The sequence below is a fragment of the Micromonospora sp. NPDC005298 genome, from assembly GCF_040607375.1.
Classification (GTDB): Bacteria; Actinomycetota; Actinomycetes; order Mycobacteriales; family Micromonosporaceae; genus Micromonospora.
Genome location: NZ_JBEXGP010000001.1, coordinates 413400 through 428597, shown reverse-complemented (window position 1 = coordinate 428597; position 15198 = coordinate 413400). Strand labels below are relative to the sequence as shown.

Sequence of the window (15198 nt, the reverse complement as noted above, 5' to 3'; positions counted from 1 at the left end):
GGGGCGAAAAGTCGACCCCCACACCGGACCGCGCGGCCTACGGTTACCGCATGCACGCACGCTTCACCCCGGTCCGGGACCGCTTCCACGACCTGCTCGCGTCCGGGCGCGAGAGCGGCGCGAGCCTGGCCGTCTGGTACGACGGTCAGCAGGTGGTCGACCTCGTCGGTGGCCACCGCGACGGGCCGGGCGGTACGCCGTGGCGGCCGGACACGCTTGTCAACGTCTACTCGGCCGGCAAGCCGGTCGCCGCCCTCTGCCTGCTGCTGCTCGTCGACCGGGGACAGGTCGATCTCGACTCGGCCGTCGCGGAGCACTGGCCGGAGTTCCGCACCCCGGCCACCGTCCGACAGGTGCTGTCGCACACCGCTGGGCTACCGGCCTTCCCGGTGCCCCGACCGGCTGCCGCGATCGCCGACTGGGCGCTGCTCGCCGGGGACCTGGCCGCCGCCGATCCGGAGTGGACGCCGGGTTCGACGGCCGGCGAGCACGCCTGGACGTACGGGCACCTGGTGGGCGAGCTGGTCCGGCGGATCGACGGCCGGCCGCTGAGCCGGTTCCTGGCCGAGGAGATCGCCGACCGGTGGCGGCTCGATTTCGGTCTCGGACTGGCCGAGGCGGACCAGCGGCGCTGCGCGGACCTGCGCTACGGCGACCCGCGCTGGCCGACCCGCAAGCTCGGCGAGCCGGGTTCCCTGCGGGCGCGGGCGATCGGCAACCCGGCCGGCGGGCTGGACCTGGCGGTCCTGAACAGTCCGCTCTGGCGGGGAGCCGAGATGCCCGCCGTCAACCTGCACGCCACCGCGTCCGGCCTGGCCCGGCTCTACGCCGGCCTGCTCGCCGGAGGTGTCCTGGACGGCGTACGGCTGATCAGCCCCGAACTGGTCGGCGAGGCGACCCGGGTCCAGTACGACGGACCGGACCTGGTGCTGGACCGGCAGGTCCGCTGGACCCTCGGTATGCAGTGGGAGCCGGACGGCAGCTGGGGCATGGGCGGCATCGGCGGGAGCAGCGCGTGGGCCGACCCGGAGCGGGGGTACGCCTTCGCGTACACCACTGCGGTGCTCGCCGAGCACGACCGGGTGGACGAGCTGGTCGAGGTGCTGCACTCCTGCCTCTGATCAGCGCAGCCACACCGGGTCGGTGCCGGGCACCGCGAGCGGCGGCGGGTAGTCCAGGGTGCGCCGTAGCTCGTCGGGCAGCCGCCACGGCTGGTGCACGGCCCTGCCCGACACCCCCGCCAGCTCCGGCACCCAGCGGCGTACGTAGTCGCCGGCCGGGTCGTACCGTTCGGCCTGCCGGACCGGGTTGAACCCCCGGTACGGCTTGGTGTCGTTGCCGGTGCCGGCGACCCACTGCCAGTTGCCGGAGTTGTTCGCCACGTCGCCGTCCAGCAACCACGCGAAGAAGACCGCCACCCCGGCCCGCCAGTCCTGCCCGAGGTGCTTGGTCAGGTAGCCGGCCGTGATCAGCCGCGCCCGGTTGTGCATCCAGCCCTGAGCCCGCAGCTGCCGCATCCCGGCGTCGACGATCGGCATGCCGGTACGTCCCTCGGTCCACGCCGCCAACGCGTCGTCGTCGTAGCGCCACCGCTCGGTGGCGCCGGAGCGGTACGCCCTGGTCGAGATCGCCGGGAAGGCGGCGGTGACCTGGTAGTAGAAGTCCCGCCAGCAGACCTGCCGGACGAACGGGCCGGACCGGTCACCGGCGCGGTTCGCCACCGTCAGCGGCGACACGCAGCCGAAACGCAGGTACGGGCTGAGTCGGGAGGTGTCGTCGCCGGCCATGTCGTCGTGCTGGTCGCCGTACCGGTCGAGGTCGGGCAGCCAGTCGGTGAGCCGCTGCCGGGCGACCCGTTCGCCACCGGCGGCCGCGTCGGGTGAGCCGCCGGGCGGCAGAGCCGGCAGGCGACCCACGCGTACCCCGTCGGGCAGGTCGATCCGGCGCGGCGCGGCCAGCTCCTCCCGCCACCGGGAGGCCGACCAGGCCCGGTGGTACGGACTGAACACCCGGTAGTGGCTCGCGCCGCCGCCCGGACGCAGGGCGCCCGGCTCGACCACCGTCAGGCCGGGGAACAGCCGCAGGTGCAGACGGTGCCGCTCGCACTCGGCGCGCAGCAGCCGTTCCCGCCGCCGGGCGTGGTGGCTGACGTCGGCCGAGAGCGCGACGGCGGTGGCGCCGACCTCGCCCGCCAGCCGGATCGTCTCGGCCACCGGGTCGCCGTGCCGCACCACCAGGTCACCGCCACGCTCACGCAGCTCGGTGCGCAGCTCGGCGAGCGCCTGGTGCAGGAACCGGGTGCGGTTGGCCGACAGGCCGGCCAGCCCGGGGTCGAGCACGTACAGCGGGACCACCCGGTCGAAGGCCGCGCAGGTGGTGGCCAGCGCCGGGTGGTCGTGCACCCGCAGGTCGCGGGTGAGGAGCACGATCGCCGTGCCTGCGGTCACCGGGCCGCCGGGTGGATCGTCGGTCCGGGGATGGAGACCGGTGTACCGGTCGACGTGAGCAGGGCGCGGGCGGCCACCGCCATGCGACGCCGCTGCGGCACCAGGGCCCGCCGGGTGAAGACGTCGTAGTCCTGCGCGGCCACCTCGTCGAGGATGCCGCCGTAGAGCGCGTACGCGGTGCGCATGCAGGCCTGCGAGGCGGGCGCGAGCATGGTGATGCCGGGCGCGGCGGCGGCGTAGTGCGCCTGCGCGCGGGTCACCTCGTACTCGATCAGCTCGCGGATGCGCGGCGTGCCCCGCCCCTGGTCGCGGGCCTCGAGCAGGTCGTCCCGGGTGACACCGAACTTCGCCAGGTCCTCGTCGGGCAGGTAGGTGCGGCCCCGGTCGAGATCCTCGGCGACGTCCCGGATGAAGTTGGTGAGCTGGAAGGCGAAGCCGAGTTGGCGGGCCGGCTCGCGGGCCGCCGCCGGGTCGGAGCTGCCCAGGATGGGCAGCATCATGGTGCCGATGACCGCCGCCGAGCCCTCCATGTAGTCGAGCAGGTGGTCGTAGGTCGGGTACGCGGTGACGGTCAGGTCCATCGCCATGCTCTTCAGAAACGACGCAAAGTCGTCCCGGTCCAGATCGAAGATGGCGATGGTGTGCAGCACCGCGGGCAGCAGCGGGTCGTCGACCGGCGCGCCGTGCAGGCCGGCCACGAAACGGCTGGCCCAGTCGTCGAGCAGGGCGGCCCGCTCGGCCGGCGGCAGGTCCTCGGTCCGGTCCACGATCTCGTCGGCGTAGCGCGTGAAGCCGTAGAGGGCGTGCACATGTCGTCGTTTCCACGCGGGGAGCAGCCTGGTGGCGAGATAGTAGGTGCGGCCATGGCGTTTGTGCAGCTCACGGCACCGGTCATAGGCAGCGGTGAGGTCTGTGTCCACCGGCCCTCCTCAAATATCGACGCACCAATCGACGCAACTCATCACCCTAGGGTACGCTCGCCCACATGGCCAACGACGCAGTTGCGGACAACGCGCTCCGCGTGGCGCCAACACGGCCGGGCGACGGGGACGATCCGGTCCGTGCCGTACTGGCCGCGTACACCCATGACCTGATCACGGCGGTGGACGACACCCTCGCGACGTTCCTCACCGCCGAGGTCGACACCCTCGGTGAGATCGACGCAGGGATGGGCGGTTTCGCCGCCACCGCCCGCGACGCCGTGCTGGCCGGCGGCAAGCGGATCCGGCCCACCTTCGCCTACTGGGGCTGGCGCGGCGCGGTCGGCGGCGGCGAGCCGCTGCCACCGGTGCTGCCCGCGCTGGCCGCCCTCGAACTGCTGCACACCTTCGCGCTGGTGCACGACGACGTGATGGACGCCTCCAGCACCCGCCGCGGCCGGCCCACCGCACACGTGGCGCTCGCCCAGCAGCACATCGCCGCCGGCCACCGGGGCGATCCCGGCCGGTTCGGCGAGGCCGTCGCCGTGCTCATCGGCGACCTCTGCATGGTCTGGGCGGACCGTCTGCTGGCGCAGGCCACCATCGCGCCGGCCAGGCTGTTCGAGGTCCGCCGCTGCTACGACCAGATGCGCGTCGACACCGTCGCCGGGCAGTACCTCGACGTGCTCGGCGAGAACGACCCGGCCAACTGGTCGGTCGAGCGGGCCCTGCGGGTGGCCCGCTACAAGACCGCCAGCTACACGGTCCAACGACCGCTGCTCTTCGGCGCCTGCCTGGCCGGGGTGCCCGCCGACGCGGCGCTCGCCGACGCGTACACCCGTTACGGCCTGGCCGTCGGCGAGGCGTTCCAGCTCCGCGACGACCTGCTCGGCGTCTACGGCGATCCGGCCGCCACCGGCAAGCCGGCCGGTGACGACCTGCGCACCGGCAAACCGACGACACTGCTCATGCTGGCCCGGCAGTTGGCCACGCCGGCGCAGCTCGCCGCGTTGGAGCAGGCCGAGTCGGGGCCGGTCGAGCGGCTCGCCGAACTGGTCGCCGAGACCGGCGCGGCGGCGCGGGTCGAGCGGATGATCGCCGAGCGGGTCGGTGACGCGCTCGCCGCGCTCGACGCCGCTCCGATTGACCGGACGGCGCGGACCGCGCTGACCGGTCTGGCCACCGCCGCCACCAACCGGCGGGCCTGATGAGCGATTTTTCCCAAGGAGGGGTCACGTGCGCACGGTGACAGGACGGACGGACCGGGTCGTGGTCGTCGGTGCAGGGCTGGGCGGGCTCGCCTGCGCGCTGCACCTGGCGGGCAGCGGACGGCAGGTGACCGTGCTGGAACGTGAGCCGGTGCCCGGCGGGCGGGCCGGACGGCTCGCGGTGGACGGCTACGAGTTCGACACCGGCCCCACGGTGCTCACCATGCCCGACCTCATCGCCGAGGCGCTCGGCGCGGTCGGCGAGGAGCTGCACGACTGGCTCGACCTGACCCCCCTCGACCCGGCCTACCGGGCGTACTACCCGGACGGCTCGACCCTCGACGTCCTCACCGACACCACCCGGATGGCGGCCGAGATCTCCCGGGTCTGCGGTCCCCGCGAGGCCGACGGCTACCTGCGCTTCGTCGACTACTCGCGGGAGCTGTGGCGCCTGGAGCGGGCCGACTTCATCGAGCGCAACCTGGACGCGCCGACCGACCTGATCACCGGCAACCTGCTCAAGTTGCTCACCGGCGGGGCCTTCCGCCGCCTGCAAACGAAGATCAACCAGTTCTTCCGTGACCCGCGTACGCAGCGGATCTTCTCCTTCCAGGCCATGTACGCCGGCCTGGCACCGCACGACGCGCTCGCCATCTACGCCGTCATCGCGTACCTCGACTCGGTCGCCGGCGTCTACTTCCCGCGCGGTGGCATCCACGCCGTCTCCCGGGCGATGGCCGGCGCCGCCGAGAAGCACGGCGTGCAGATCCGCTACGACACCACGGTGACCCGGGTGGAGACCGCGAACGGCCGGGCCACCGGCGTGCTCACCGCCGACGGCGAACTGGTGCCGGCGGACGTGGTGGTGCTCAACCCCGACCTGCCGGTCGCCTACCGGGACCTGCTCCCCGACGCGCCGGCGCGCCGCCTCACCTACTCGCCGTCCTGCGTCGTCCTGCACGTCGGCTCCCGGCAGGGGTATGCGAAGATCGCCCACCACAACATCCACTTCGGACGCGCGTGGAAGGGCACCTTCGATGAGGTCATCCGTCGGGGCGAGCTGATGACCGACCCGTCGCTGCTGGTCACCAACCCCAGCCGCACCGACCCGTCGGTGGCACCGCCGGACCGGCACACCTACTACGTGCTCGCCCCGGTGCCCAACCTCGACCGGGCGCCCTTCGAGTGGCGCGGTGACCTGACCCGGCGCTACGGCGACCAGCTGATCGGCACCCTCGAGGAGCGCGGCTACGTCGGCTTCGGCGACGGCGTCGAGGTGTTGCGGGCGATCACGCCCGCCGAGTGGGCCGAGCAGGGGATGGCCGCGGGCACCCCGTTCGCCGCCGCGCACACCCTCTTCCAGACCGGCCCGTTCCGCCCGTCGAACCTGCACCGCGACCTGTCGAACGTGGTGTTCGTCGGCTCCGGCACCCAGCCCGGGGTCGGCGTGCCGATGGTGCTGATCTCCGGCAAGCTGGCGGCCGGCCGAATCACCGGAGAGGGCCGATGAGCATCCGCGAAGAACACCTCGTCGAGTTGGTCGACGACACCGGTACGGCCCACGGCGAGACGAGCGTCGCCAACGCCCACCAGCCACCCGGCCAACTGCACCGCGCCTTCTCCGTGGTGCTCGTCGACCCCGACGGCCAGGTGCTGCTCCAGCGGCGGGCCGCCGTCAAGACGCGGTTCCCGCTGCGCTGGGCCAACTCCTGCTGCGGCCACCCCCGCCCGGGCGAATCCCTCGCCGAGGCCGCCAACCGGCGGCTGAGCGAGGAGCTGGGCACGGGCCCGGTCGAGCTGACCGAGGTCGGTGTCTACGTCTACTACGCCGAGGACCCGGCCACCGGTCGGGTCGAGTTCGAGTACGACCACGTGCTGCGCGGCGAGTTCCGCCCGGCGGCGCCGCTGCGACCCGACCCGGACGAGGTCGCCGAGCTGCGCTGGGCCGATCCCGTCGCCCTGGAGGCCGATCTCGACCGGGACCCCCGGTCGTACGCGCCCTGGCTGGGCGGGGTGGTGAGCCGCCTGCTGCGCCCCTCCGGGCCGGCGTCCGGCGCATCCGGCCCGGCCGTGACCCCGTCCGGATCGTCGGCGGATGACGCGGCGGAGCGGTCGGGTGGCCGATGAGGCGCTGAGCGCGGGCGCCGTCGCACGCCGGCTGGGGGTCGCGGTCACCACGCTGCGCACCTGGCATCAGCGCTACGGGCTCGGGCCGAGCGAACACATCCCGGGCCACCACCGCCGGTACACACCGGCCGACCTGGCCCGCCTGGAGATCATGCGTCGGCTCACCGCCGAGGGGGTCAGCCCCGCCGAGGCGGCCCGCTGGGCCCGGCAGGCACCCGACCCGGTGACCCCCGACGTGATCGTGCACACCCGCATCCGCCCGTCCGCGCGGGACGGCGGCGGAAGCATCCCGGTGGGTCGCGCCGGCCCGGCCGCCCGCGGGCTGGCCCGCGCCGCCATGCGGCTGGACGCGGCGGCGATCAGTGAGACGATCGCGCACACCGTGGCCGCCAGCGGCGTCGTCGCCGCCTGGGAGGGCCTGCTGCGTCCCGTGCTCGCCGGCATCGGCGAACGGCACGCCGCCACAGGGGCGCTGATCGAGGTGGAACACCTCGTCTCCCGCTGCGTGTCGGAGGCGCTCGCGGCGGCCAGCCGGGCCAAGGTGCCCACCGGGCCGGCCCGCATCCTGCTCTCCTGCGCGGACGAGGAGCAGCACACCCTTCCCCTCGAGGCGCTGGCCGCCGCGCTCGCCGAGACCGGGGTGAGTTACCGCATGCTCGGCGCCCGCGTGCCGGTCGCCGCCCTCGTCGAGGCGGTCACCCGGACCGGCCCCGCCGCCGTGGTGCTCTGGTCGCACACCCGGGCCACCGCCGACCCGACCCAGCTCAGCGCGGTGCTCGCCGCCCCTCGCCGCCCCCTGCTCGTCCTCGCCGCAGGCCCCGGCTGGCGTGCCGACACCCTGCCCGCCGGGGTGGTCCGGCCGGTCGACCTGGCCGAGGCGGTGTCACTCTCCGTGGCGGTCCGGGACTCGTTGGACCAGTCGACCGAGGCCTGACCACCCTGTCCGCATCGCGGAGCGTCCACTAGCGTCGGGGAGTCCGCCTACCCCGAACCCCTCCGGGAGCGAGCAGATGCAAGCCCGCGCTGTCCTGGCGTCCGTGCTCGCCATGGCGTTGGTCTTGTCCGGCTGCGCCCAGCCGGACGGCACCATCGCACCCGCCGGCGCACCACACCCGGTGGAATCGACCATGCCGCCCACCCCCACACCGAAGCCGAGCCCGACCCGCGCCAAGCCGCCGAAGCCCCAACTGCGTCCGCTGCCGGCCAAGCTGCCCACCGGACTCCGGCGCAACACCGGCGTACGCCCGGTCGCCCTGACCTTCGACGACGGCCCGAACCCCGCCTGGACGCCGAAGGTCCTCGACCAACTGCGTGCCGCCCGGGTCACGGCCACCTTCTGCGTGGTCGGCCGCGAGGTGCAACGGCACCCGGAGCTGGTCCGGCGGATCGTCCGCGAGGGTCACCAGCTCTGCAACCACAGTTGGCGGCACGACCTGGACCTGGCCCGGCGTCCGGTCGCCGAGATCCGCGCCGACCTGGCTCGTACCAACAGGGCCATCCAGGCGGCGGCTCCGGGCGCTCCGGTGCCCTTCTACCGGCAGCCGGGCGGCCGGTGGACGGCGGAGGTGCTGGGCGTGGCGAAGGAACTGGGCATGCGCCCGCTGCACTGGGCCGTCGACCCGCAGGACTGGGACAAGCCGACCGCCGCCACCATCGCCAAGCGGGTCCACAACGCCGCACGTCCCGGTTCCATCGTGCTGCTGCACGACGGCGGCGGCGACCGGGCCGAGACGTTGGCCGCCTGCCCGCACCTGATCGCCGACCTGAAGCACCGCTTCGGCATCGCCCGACTGCGCTGACCGCCTCTGACCTGCGCAAATGCGCCATCGCAGGGGTGCACCGATACCGATTTTGTCGACCGACCGGGCATCACGTATGCTTTCCAAGCCTCCGGCGGGGCCGGATGGGAGCAAGTCCGCTTGAAGTTGCGAGTGTGCAATGATGGCGGGGCCGCCCTCATCGTCTAGCGGCCCAGGACGCCGCCCTTTCAAGGCGGTAGCACGGGTTCGAATCCCGTTGGGGGCACGACCGGCGCAAGCCGGAGCAACACAAGCTAGGTCCTGTGGAGCAGTTGGAGTGCTCGCCGCCCTGTCAAGGCGGAGGTCGCGGGTTCAAGTCCCGTCAGGACCGCAGCGCTGACGCCGCGCCTCGCGCGGCGTTCTGCGTATCGGAGCGTGTGACCCTGCCAGCGGTTCGTCCGGTCGGCGGGTAGCATGAGCCGAGCGGTACGGCCAGGTAGCTCAGTTGGTACGAGCGTCCGACTGAAAATCGGAAGGTCGGCGGTTCGACCCCGCCCCTGGCCACATAGCCTTTCGCCGGGCTACAGAGGTCCCCACCAGCGGAAACGCAGGTGGGGATCTTGCTTTTCGCCCCTCTGTGGTCCCGCTTCCGAGCCTCGATCGGCGACGATGGGCGGATGGCACTGAAGTCGTGCACTTATCCACCCGGGGAGGCAGGGTGAATCAGCGCTCGCAGCACGAGCGGGGCCGGTGCCCCGTCTGCAAACGCGTCGTAGCCCTCACCGCCGACGGACGAGCTGCGCGGCACAACGGCACCATTCGCGCCTACGCCCCTCCCGAGGAGTGCCCCGGGGGTGGACAGCGGGCGGAAGCCACGGGGTCATGAGCGACAGCGCGGCCCTGCGTCATACCGACTGAAGCCGCACGGTGCCCGGTCAGTCCGGACGGGACGCGTCCTTCGCGAGCGGTCCGCCGCCGAACCGCGCCCTTCTCCGCGCAGAAGGGCCATGCCGCACCCCTCCCGCGCCCTATGGCTTGACGGTCAGCTATGGCAAAATCACCTAGAGTGTCGGTGCCCGTGACGATGGTGGACTCGTCGCCTGCAAGGGGGATGCATGTCGGGGAGCGGACCAAAGTGGCTGAGCCCATCCGACCCCTGGCACCACCCGAAGCCCTGGTTCGACCGGGCTCTGACCTACGCGCGCGCCGCCGGCTGGTGGTACCGCAAGGCCGGAGGCTCCGGGCACATCCACGGCACCGCCTTCTGCCAACCGCCCGACGACCGGGCCAACGCCTGCAAGTACGTCGTGTTCTCCACCGGGGGCGGCGGCGAGTCGGCAGCGCGCGAATTCGAACGCCTGGTCCGCAGGTGTCCCCACAACACCGGAGTGGTCGTCGGCGTGGTGGCCGAGGCCGCCGCCCAGCTCGACAAGGTCGAGGCCCTCTGCCGAGGGGCGGCTGCGCTCCTCGAACTATCGAGGTACGAGCAGGATGCCGCGGCCCTGTTCGACAGGGCGGAGCAGTTGTTGACCGAGGCCGGCGACGCGGCGTCGGAAGTGGACGAACTACTGACGGCAGCCTTCGACATGGAGGAGGCCGCCCAGGCGGCGGGTGTGGCCGCGGAGGAGTCTCTGGGCGAGGCGGCCACACCACTGCGGGAGCCCGGGCAGCTATTGGAGCTGGCCGATGAGTCGGCCCTGCAGGTCAAGGATTCCCTCAAGCAGGAGACCGAGTCGGTCGAGGTGCGCGGTCTGAAGAGGCGGGTACGGGAGATCCGTACTACCATTCGGTCCCTTCGCGCACGTTTACCCGATAGGTGACGCACCGAAGCGATTGGTTGACGTAGGGTGTTGGCAGATGGCAACACCGGCCCTATGCTAGAGCTCAGATGACGAGCAGGTGGGAGAGGCTCATGATCCGTATCCCCCTTCGTGTCAGCGGCGTGAATCTGGACGACGACGGCACCCTTGAGCTGCTGGGCGAGCATCTTTCCGATCTGGCATGGTCGGAGCGCGACGGTGGTGTGGTGGCTACCTTGCACACATCGGCCACCAATCCGGTCGCCACCGCCCTGGCGGCGGCCCGCCGGATAACTCACGCGCTGCCCGGCGCGGAGGTATTGGACGCCGATCAGGAGTTGGTTTCCACATCTGACATCGCTCATCGACTCGGCGTATCGCGGGAGGCTGTGCGGCTGTGGGCCGAAGGGCTGCGCGGTCCGGGCGGTTTCCCGCGTCCGCTCGGGACGATCGGAAACGGCAAGTCGAAGGTGTGGCAGTGGTTCGCGGTCAACTCCTGGGTGCAGGAGCACTACCGCATCGGCGAAGATGAGCAGCACCTCTCGGCTCAGCAGATCGCGGAGCTGAACGCCCATCTCCTGAAGGTGAAGCAGCCCATCGACGACGAGTGGGAGGCCGCCGCGTCGTACGAGCGCAGCGTACGACCGCCCGCCGAACGGGGCGACCACTTTCACGTGCTCCTGGAGCAGCTCGACGAGGAGATCCTCGCCTCCCGCGCAAAGGGTCACATGCATTGGGCGATCAAGATGGGCGACGACTGGTCGTCCTGGGTAGCCAGGTATCCGCACCAGGATGCGGCGTCCTACATCGAGGTTTCCCCCGGGCAGGAACAGGTTGAGGAATTAACGTGAGCAATGCGCCTGAGGTTGAGGCCCCTCTCGTCGAGTCCTCGCCAGCTGCCGACTCTGAGGATGCCCTCCGGGACCTTGTCGCCCGCACGGACCTGCTGGACGTACGGGTGACCAAATGGCATGCCGAACTGTTGACGGAGAGTCCCGTCGAGGTGGGCGAGCTCAATCTCAAGGTCATCAGCGCCTTCCGCTATCGAGGCGACGGATTCGACACCCGATTCACCGTCGATGCGCCGCTGTCGTCACCGACCGACGATGAGGGGGTCGCCTCGATACAGATTCAGATCGTCGCCACCTTCTCGCTGGCGGAGGGCGGCAGGCCAGACCGGCTGCTCATGCGGAAGTTCATGGATCAGGTCGCCTTCTTCGTTGTCATGCCGTTCATTCGTGAAGGGCTGCACTCGCTGTCGATGCGCATCGGCCTGGAGCCCATCACCCTGGGCCTGCTCCACCAGGGCAAGGACACGCCCAGTACGGCCTGGAGCAAGAAGCGCGGCGTCTCGACGGTGCGGGGTTCCGCCGAGACCGAATAGCTGTCCGGGAGCCCACTCGGGCCACCCCATGCCGCGCCAGCACCGAAGTCCAATCGATCACTGATCTCGGCGTCCCTGCTGGCGGCGCTGCGCCACGCCGCCCTGGATCGCCTCCCACACGCTGCGCCCGGCCTGCCACAGGGTCTCCCCCGCCTGCTCGGCGAGCTGCGCCGCCGTGTGTGCCCCGCCGGTCAGGCCGCCGCCCTGACCATCGTCACCATTGCCGGACTGTCCCGTCCCGGCAGCGGGCGTTGCGCCGGGTCGGTCGCGGGATTCGCCGGACGGCGGCTCCCCGGGCCGCCGAGCGCTCGCATCCGTACCGGTCGGCTGTCGTCCCCCACCCTGCCCCTCTGGCTGTCGCCCCTCCGCACCGCCGGACCCCGACCGCGATTCCTCCGTACCGCCGGACCCGGAGCCACGACCCTGCGCCCCGCCCGGGGCTTGGCCGCGATCTTCCGGACCGTTGGATCCCGGTCGCGGCCCCTCCGGACCGGCGGGCCTGGCCGCAGCACCGGTCGCCGCAGCACCGGGCCTGGCGGCGCCGGCCTCCGGTCGTACCTGTTCGGCCGGACCCGGACCACCCACGCGCGGACCGGGACCACCGGTCGCCGGGGTCGGTCGCCCGGACGGGGGAGCGGCCTGGTCGGCGACGGTACCCACCCGCTGGGCGGGCTGGTCGAGTACGGGAGCGGAGCGCCGGGCGGACGCGGCCACGTCGGCGGCCCTGGCCCACTGTTGTTCGCTGCGGCTCACATCGTCGATGGCCATGCCGGCCGACCGGGCCAGTGTCTCGATGATCTGCGGGTTGTTGTCGATCGTGTCGAGCGCCCGGCCCAGGACCGCCGCCAGTTCCTCCAACCGCACCCGCAGTTGCGCCTCCGCGTGTACGCCGTTGATGTCCAGCTCGACTCCACGCAGGTGCACCCGTACGCCCGCGTCGAGCTGGAGGAGGTTGGCCAGCCGGGCCCGCAGGGAGAGGTCGGCGTCCAGCCCGTCGACCGCCAGCCTGATCGAGTCGACCGACACCCTGGGAATGTCCAGCAGGACGTCCGGTTCCCTTTCGCTGACGTCCCGGTCCGGTTTCCGCTGCTGCGCGTTCTCGCTCATGCTCTCCCGCCCCGCCGCACACCCACCCGGTCGTCCGGGTCGTCCGGCGCGGTTACCCGCTTTCCGGCGGTACATCCCGTCGGTGACGGCCCGGCGACCGACTGTCGAGATCCGGGCGGCTCGAAAGCTGCACAGCCGGGCACCAGCCGGTATGGTCCGGGCCTATGGGACAGGAGATGACTGATCCGGCCGACATCCGGCAGGACGCGGAGCGGTTCTCCTTACGGTGCAGCCTCCTCGTCCCCGGCTCCGCCGAGCACGCGTTCGCCGTGTTCACCGACGAGCTGACTGACTGGTGGGTCACCGAGTACACCTGGTCGGGGCCGGAGTCCCTCGCCGAGCTGGGTATGGAGCCGCGGGCCGGCGGGATGCTCTACGAGATCGGCCCGTACGGCTTCCGGGCCGACTGGGGCCGGGTGCTCACCTGGGATCCCCCTCGCCGGCTGGTCTTCGCGTGGCAGATCGGCCCGGACCGGGTACCCGTACCGGATCCGGCTCGGGCGAGTGAGGTGGAGGTGCTGTTCCTTCCGGAGGGGGCTGGGCAGACCCGGGTCGAGCTGGAGCACCGGCACTTCGACCGGCACGGCGAGGCCGCCGAGGGGTACCGCAAGGCGCTCACCGCGGGCTGGCACGAGTTGCTGAGCCGCTACCTCGCCTCGGTGTCGCGCCGTCACCCCGAAACGTCCTCCTGACCGCTGTCAGCGGCCGAGCCGCCGGTCGGCTGCGGAGCTGCCGCTGAGGTTCCGACCGCCCAGGTCGGCGCGACTCCCGGCCTCGGCGCCGGAGTCGAACCCGGTGCCGGCCAGCCGGCGCGGCGGTGCGGTGCGCAGCCGCGGGTACTGTTCGGCGAGCCGTCGTTGCACCCGGTCCGACCGGTCGGCGAGCACCAGCGCCACCGACGGGACACCCGATCCGCTGACCGCCGCCGTCTCCGCAGCCCGGAGCCGGCCTCCGATGACCTCAGCGAAGCCGGCCAGCCAGGAGCGGCGGAAGGCGGCGGGGTGGTCGTGCGCGGGCACCGGCGCGGCGGCCAGGCCGTGCGCCGCCTGCACGAGCAGTGAGGTGAAGAGCAGGTCGACACGTTCCAGGTCGCTGGCGAAACCGAACAGGTGCAGCGCGAACCCGTTGCCCTGCCGGCGGCGTACGCACCGGCAGCGCAGCGGCTCGGCGACGGCCGCGAGCAGCCCGACCTTGTCGCGGGCGTACGGGGCGATGATGTCCAGCACCCGGTCGCCGACCGGGTCGGTGGCCGGGTCGCGGGCGGCGAGCAGCGCCCGGTCGACCCCGTAGCGGGCGATGAGCTCGGTGGCCTTGGCGGTGAACGCGGCCGACTCGGCGGGCGTGCAGGCCGGGTCCTCCGCCTGGGCGAGCAGCTTGCGCACCTTGCTGAGCATGGCCTCGGACATGCTCCAGAGCTATCACACGGGCCGGACAGGACGGGACCGCGCGGCTATCGATCGATCAGTATCATCGTCACGGTCCGCTCGACCCTCCAATACGGACGGTCAGTTCCCCCTGTTTCGGAGGCATGCATGTCATCCCCGACCGCTCGCCTGCTCGCCGTCGCCACGGCCACCGCACTGCTCGCCGCCGGCACGCCGGCGCGGGCCGCGCAAACCACCCCGGTCACGCCCACCGCCCCCGGCACGAACCTCTTCGCCACCCAGGCCACCTGCTACGGCGGCGCCGTCCGGTCGTTCTTCCAGACCGGCGGCTACGGCGGCCAGGCCGGCACCTACCGCACCACCACCCGCTGCAAGGACATCAACGTGCGCAACGCCAGCGCGTACGGCACCGACGCGTGCGTGATATTCGTGGACAAGACAGGCGCCTGCAACTACTGGACGTACCTGCCGGCCAACTCGGGCTGGATAACCGTCGCGACGAACGTCCGCGACGGGGTCAACTTCCGGGTCCGCTTCGAGAACCTGCGCTACGAGTACGAGCCGCTGGTGGCGTACCACGCGTTCTGAGCCGTCCGGACCGGGCGCGGCGTCCACCCCCCCCCCGACGGACGCCGCACCCGGCGGCACCTCACCCGGCCCGGCTGCGCAGGGTCGCGATCGTCGAACCGGCGAGCGTGAGCAGACAGTCGGGCAGCAGCCCGTCCGCGACGGCCGCACCGAACAGGGCCTCCCCGGTCGGTACGTCCCGGTTGGCGTACGCGCTGACGAAGCGGGCCACCCAACGGGTGTCGTACTCCGCCTGCTCGATGCCCGGGAACTCCAGGGCAGCGCCGCTGTCCGGTGGCGCGTCACCGACCATCGTCGCGGCGAGGCACCAGGCGACCCCGTACGCGCCGCTCAGGCCGGCCCGGTCGACGACCGCGTCGAACGCTCCCACCACCGCGTCCTGGTCTCCGTCCAGCGCCGAACTGAGGACGGCGGCCGCATCGTCGAACGTCTGCTGTGGTAGGTCGGTCACGCAGCGCACAGTACGAGGGCCGGTCAAGGCCACCACCTATCGT

At 72.2% G+C, this 15198-nt stretch carries 16 protein-coding genes and 3 tRNA genes; 14 read left to right on the top strand and 5 right to left on the bottom strand.

The window, feature by feature from the left end; genetic code table 11:
* Positions 1-50: 50 nt before the first annotated feature.
* Positions 51-1121 carry a serine hydrolase domain-containing protein gene (locus ABZS77_RS02115; protein ID WP_354815743.1) on the top strand — a complete coding sequence of 357 codons (1071 nt, stop codon included), beginning with the start codon at positions 51-53 and terminating at the stop codon, positions 1119-1121.
* On the opposite strand, the gene ABZS77_RS02110 is transcribed toward ABZS77_RS02115, so the two are convergent.
* Together ABZS77_RS02110 and ABZS77_RS02105 are read right to left on the bottom strand one after the other, a co-directional pair.
* Entirely contained in the window at positions 1122-2447 is a 1326-nt protein-coding gene (locus ABZS77_RS02110) for a deoxyribodipyrimidine photo-lyase (protein ID WP_354815740.1), read from the bottom strand.
* Positions 2444-3367, bottom strand: coding sequence for a phytoene/squalene synthase family protein (locus ABZS77_RS02105; protein ID WP_354815736.1), 924 nt, complete (start codon positions 3365-3367; stop codon positions 2444-2446). Before ABZS77_RS02105 ends, ABZS77_RS02110 begins: the two co-directional genes overlap by 4 nt.
* Before the next feature lie 65 nt (positions 3368-3432).
* Here ABZS77_RS02105 and ABZS77_RS02100 point away from each other — a divergent pair, with 65 nt between their 5' ends.
* The 11 genes from ABZS77_RS02100 (at position 3433) to ABZS77_RS02050 (ending at position 11624) form a co-directional block, all read left to right on the top strand.
* Entirely contained in the window at positions 3433-4575 is a 1143-nt protein-coding gene (locus tag ABZS77_RS02100) for a polyprenyl synthetase family protein (RefSeq protein ID WP_354815733.1), read from the top strand.
* A gap of 28 nt (positions 4576-4603) precedes the next feature.
* Complete coding sequence (gene crtI, locus ABZS77_RS02095; protein WP_354815730.1) at positions 4604-6085, top strand: phytoene desaturase family protein; 1482 nt, start codon at positions 4604-4606, stop codon at positions 6083-6085.
* Positions 6082-6702 carry an isopentenyl-diphosphate Delta-isomerase gene (gene idi / locus ABZS77_RS02090; protein ID WP_354815727.1) on the top strand — a complete coding sequence of 207 codons (621 nt, stop codon included), beginning with the start codon at positions 6082-6084 and terminating at the stop codon, positions 6700-6702. The genes crtI and idi overlap by 4 nt, the downstream gene beginning before the upstream one ends.
* Positions 6692-7636, top strand: coding sequence for a MerR family transcriptional regulator (locus ABZS77_RS02085; protein ID WP_354817098.1), 945 nt, complete (start codon positions 6692-6694; stop codon positions 7634-7636). Before idi ends, ABZS77_RS02085 begins: the two co-directional genes overlap by 11 nt.
* 76 nt (positions 7637-7712) lie before the next feature.
* Positions 7713-8501 carry a polysaccharide deacetylase family protein gene (locus tag ABZS77_RS02080; protein ID WP_354815724.1) on the top strand — a complete coding sequence of 263 codons (789 nt, stop codon included), beginning with the start codon at positions 7713-7715 and terminating at the stop codon, positions 8499-8501.
* Positions 8502-8654: 153 nt separating this feature from the next.
* A tRNA-Glu gene (locus ABZS77_RS02075) sits at positions 8655-8727 on the top strand.
* 31 nt (positions 8728-8758) lie between these two features.
* Positions 8759-8832, top strand: a tRNA-Asp gene (locus ABZS77_RS02070).
* Between the two features lie 99 nt (positions 8833-8931).
* Positions 8932-9005, top strand: a tRNA-Phe gene (locus ABZS77_RS02065).
* Between the two features lie 551 nt (positions 9006-9556).
* Positions 9557-10261, top strand: coding sequence for a hypothetical protein (locus tag ABZS77_RS02060; RefSeq protein WP_354815721.1), 705 nt, complete (start codon positions 9557-9559; stop codon positions 10259-10261).
* A gap of 92 nt (positions 10262-10353) precedes the next feature.
* Entirely contained in the window at positions 10354-11091 is a 738-nt protein-coding gene (locus tag ABZS77_RS02055) for a hypothetical protein (protein WP_354815718.1), read from the top strand.
* Complete coding sequence (locus ABZS77_RS02050) at positions 11088-11624, top strand: hypothetical protein (protein WP_354815715.1); 537 nt, start codon at positions 11088-11090, stop codon at positions 11622-11624. The genes ABZS77_RS02055 and ABZS77_RS02050 overlap by 4 nt, the downstream gene beginning before the upstream one ends.
* Before the next feature lie 57 nt (positions 11625-11681).
* Here ABZS77_RS02050 and ABZS77_RS02045 read toward each other — a convergent pair whose 3' ends face one another.
* The gene (locus ABZS77_RS02045; RefSeq protein WP_354815712.1) at positions 11682-12731 is read right to left on the bottom strand and encodes a hypothetical protein; all 1050 of its coding nucleotides are present in this window, start codon (positions 12729-12731) and stop codon (positions 11682-11684) included.
* A gap of 164 nt (positions 12732-12895) precedes the next feature.
* On the opposite strand from ABZS77_RS02045, the gene ABZS77_RS02040 reads away from it, so the two are divergent.
* Positions 12896-13423, top strand: a complete 528-nt coding sequence (locus ABZS77_RS02040) for an SRPBCC family protein (protein ID WP_354815709.1) — start codon at positions 12896-12898, stop codon at positions 13421-13423.
* Between the two features lie 6 nt (positions 13424-13429).
* Here the strand turns inward: ABZS77_RS02040 and ABZS77_RS02035 are convergent, their stop codons facing one another.
* Positions 13430-14137 carry a DUF2786 domain-containing protein gene (locus ABZS77_RS02035; protein WP_354815706.1) on the bottom strand — a complete coding sequence of 236 codons (708 nt, stop codon included), beginning with the start codon at positions 14135-14137 and terminating at the stop codon, positions 13430-13432.
* A gap of 126 nt (positions 14138-14263) precedes the next feature.
* Between ABZS77_RS02035 and ABZS77_RS02030 the strand changes: the two genes are divergently transcribed.
* Entirely contained in the window at positions 14264-14704 is a 441-nt protein-coding gene (locus ABZS77_RS02030) for a hypothetical protein (protein WP_354815703.1), read from the top strand.
* A gap of 61 nt (positions 14705-14765) precedes the next feature.
* Here the strand turns inward: ABZS77_RS02030 and ABZS77_RS02025 are convergent, their stop codons facing one another.
* On the bottom strand, positions 14766-15155 hold the full coding sequence (locus tag ABZS77_RS02025; protein WP_354815700.1) for a hypothetical protein: 390 nt from the start codon (positions 15153-15155) through the stop codon (positions 14766-14768).
* Between the last annotated feature and the right edge of the window lie 43 nt (positions 15156-15198).

Excerpts from the sequence above, each read along its gene's own strand:
- ABZS77_RS02115 (WP_354815743.1), top strand. The coding sequence starts at position 51 with ATGCACGCACGCTTCACCCCGGTCCGGGACCGCTTCCACGACCTGCTC.
- idi (WP_354815727.1), top strand. The coding sequence starts at position 6,082 with ATGAGCATCCGCGAAGAACACCTCGTCGAGTTGGTCGACGACACCGGT.
- ABZS77_RS02030 (WP_354815703.1), top strand. The coding sequence starts at position 14,264 with ATGTCATCCCCGACCGCTCGCCTGCTCGCCGTCGCCACGGCCACCGCA.
- ABZS77_RS02080 (WP_354815724.1), top strand. The coding sequence starts at position 7,713 with ATGCAAGCCCGCGCTGTCCTGGCGTCCGTGCTCGCCATGGCGTTGGTC.
- ABZS77_RS02045 (WP_354815712.1), bottom strand. The coding sequence starts at position 12,731 with ATGAGCGAGAACGCGCAGCAGCGGAAACCGGACCGGGACGTCAGCGAA.
- ABZS77_RS02055 (WP_354815718.1), top strand. The coding sequence starts at position 10,354 with ATGATCCGTATCCCCCTTCGTGTCAGCGGCGTGAATCTGGACGACGAC.
- ABZS77_RS02060 (WP_354815721.1), top strand. The coding sequence starts at position 9,557 with ATGTCGGGGAGCGGACCAAAGTGGCTGAGCCCATCCGACCCCTGGCAC.
- ABZS77_RS02040 (WP_354815709.1), top strand. The coding sequence starts at position 12,896 with ATGGGACAGGAGATGACTGATCCGGCCGACATCCGGCAGGACGCGGAG.
- ABZS77_RS02035 (WP_354815706.1), bottom strand. The coding sequence starts at position 14,137 with ATGTCCGAGGCCATGCTCAGCAAGGTGCGCAAGCTGCTCGCCCAGGCG.
- ABZS77_RS02100 (WP_354815733.1), top strand. The coding sequence starts at position 3,433 with ATGGCCAACGACGCAGTTGCGGACAACGCGCTCCGCGTGGCGCCAACA.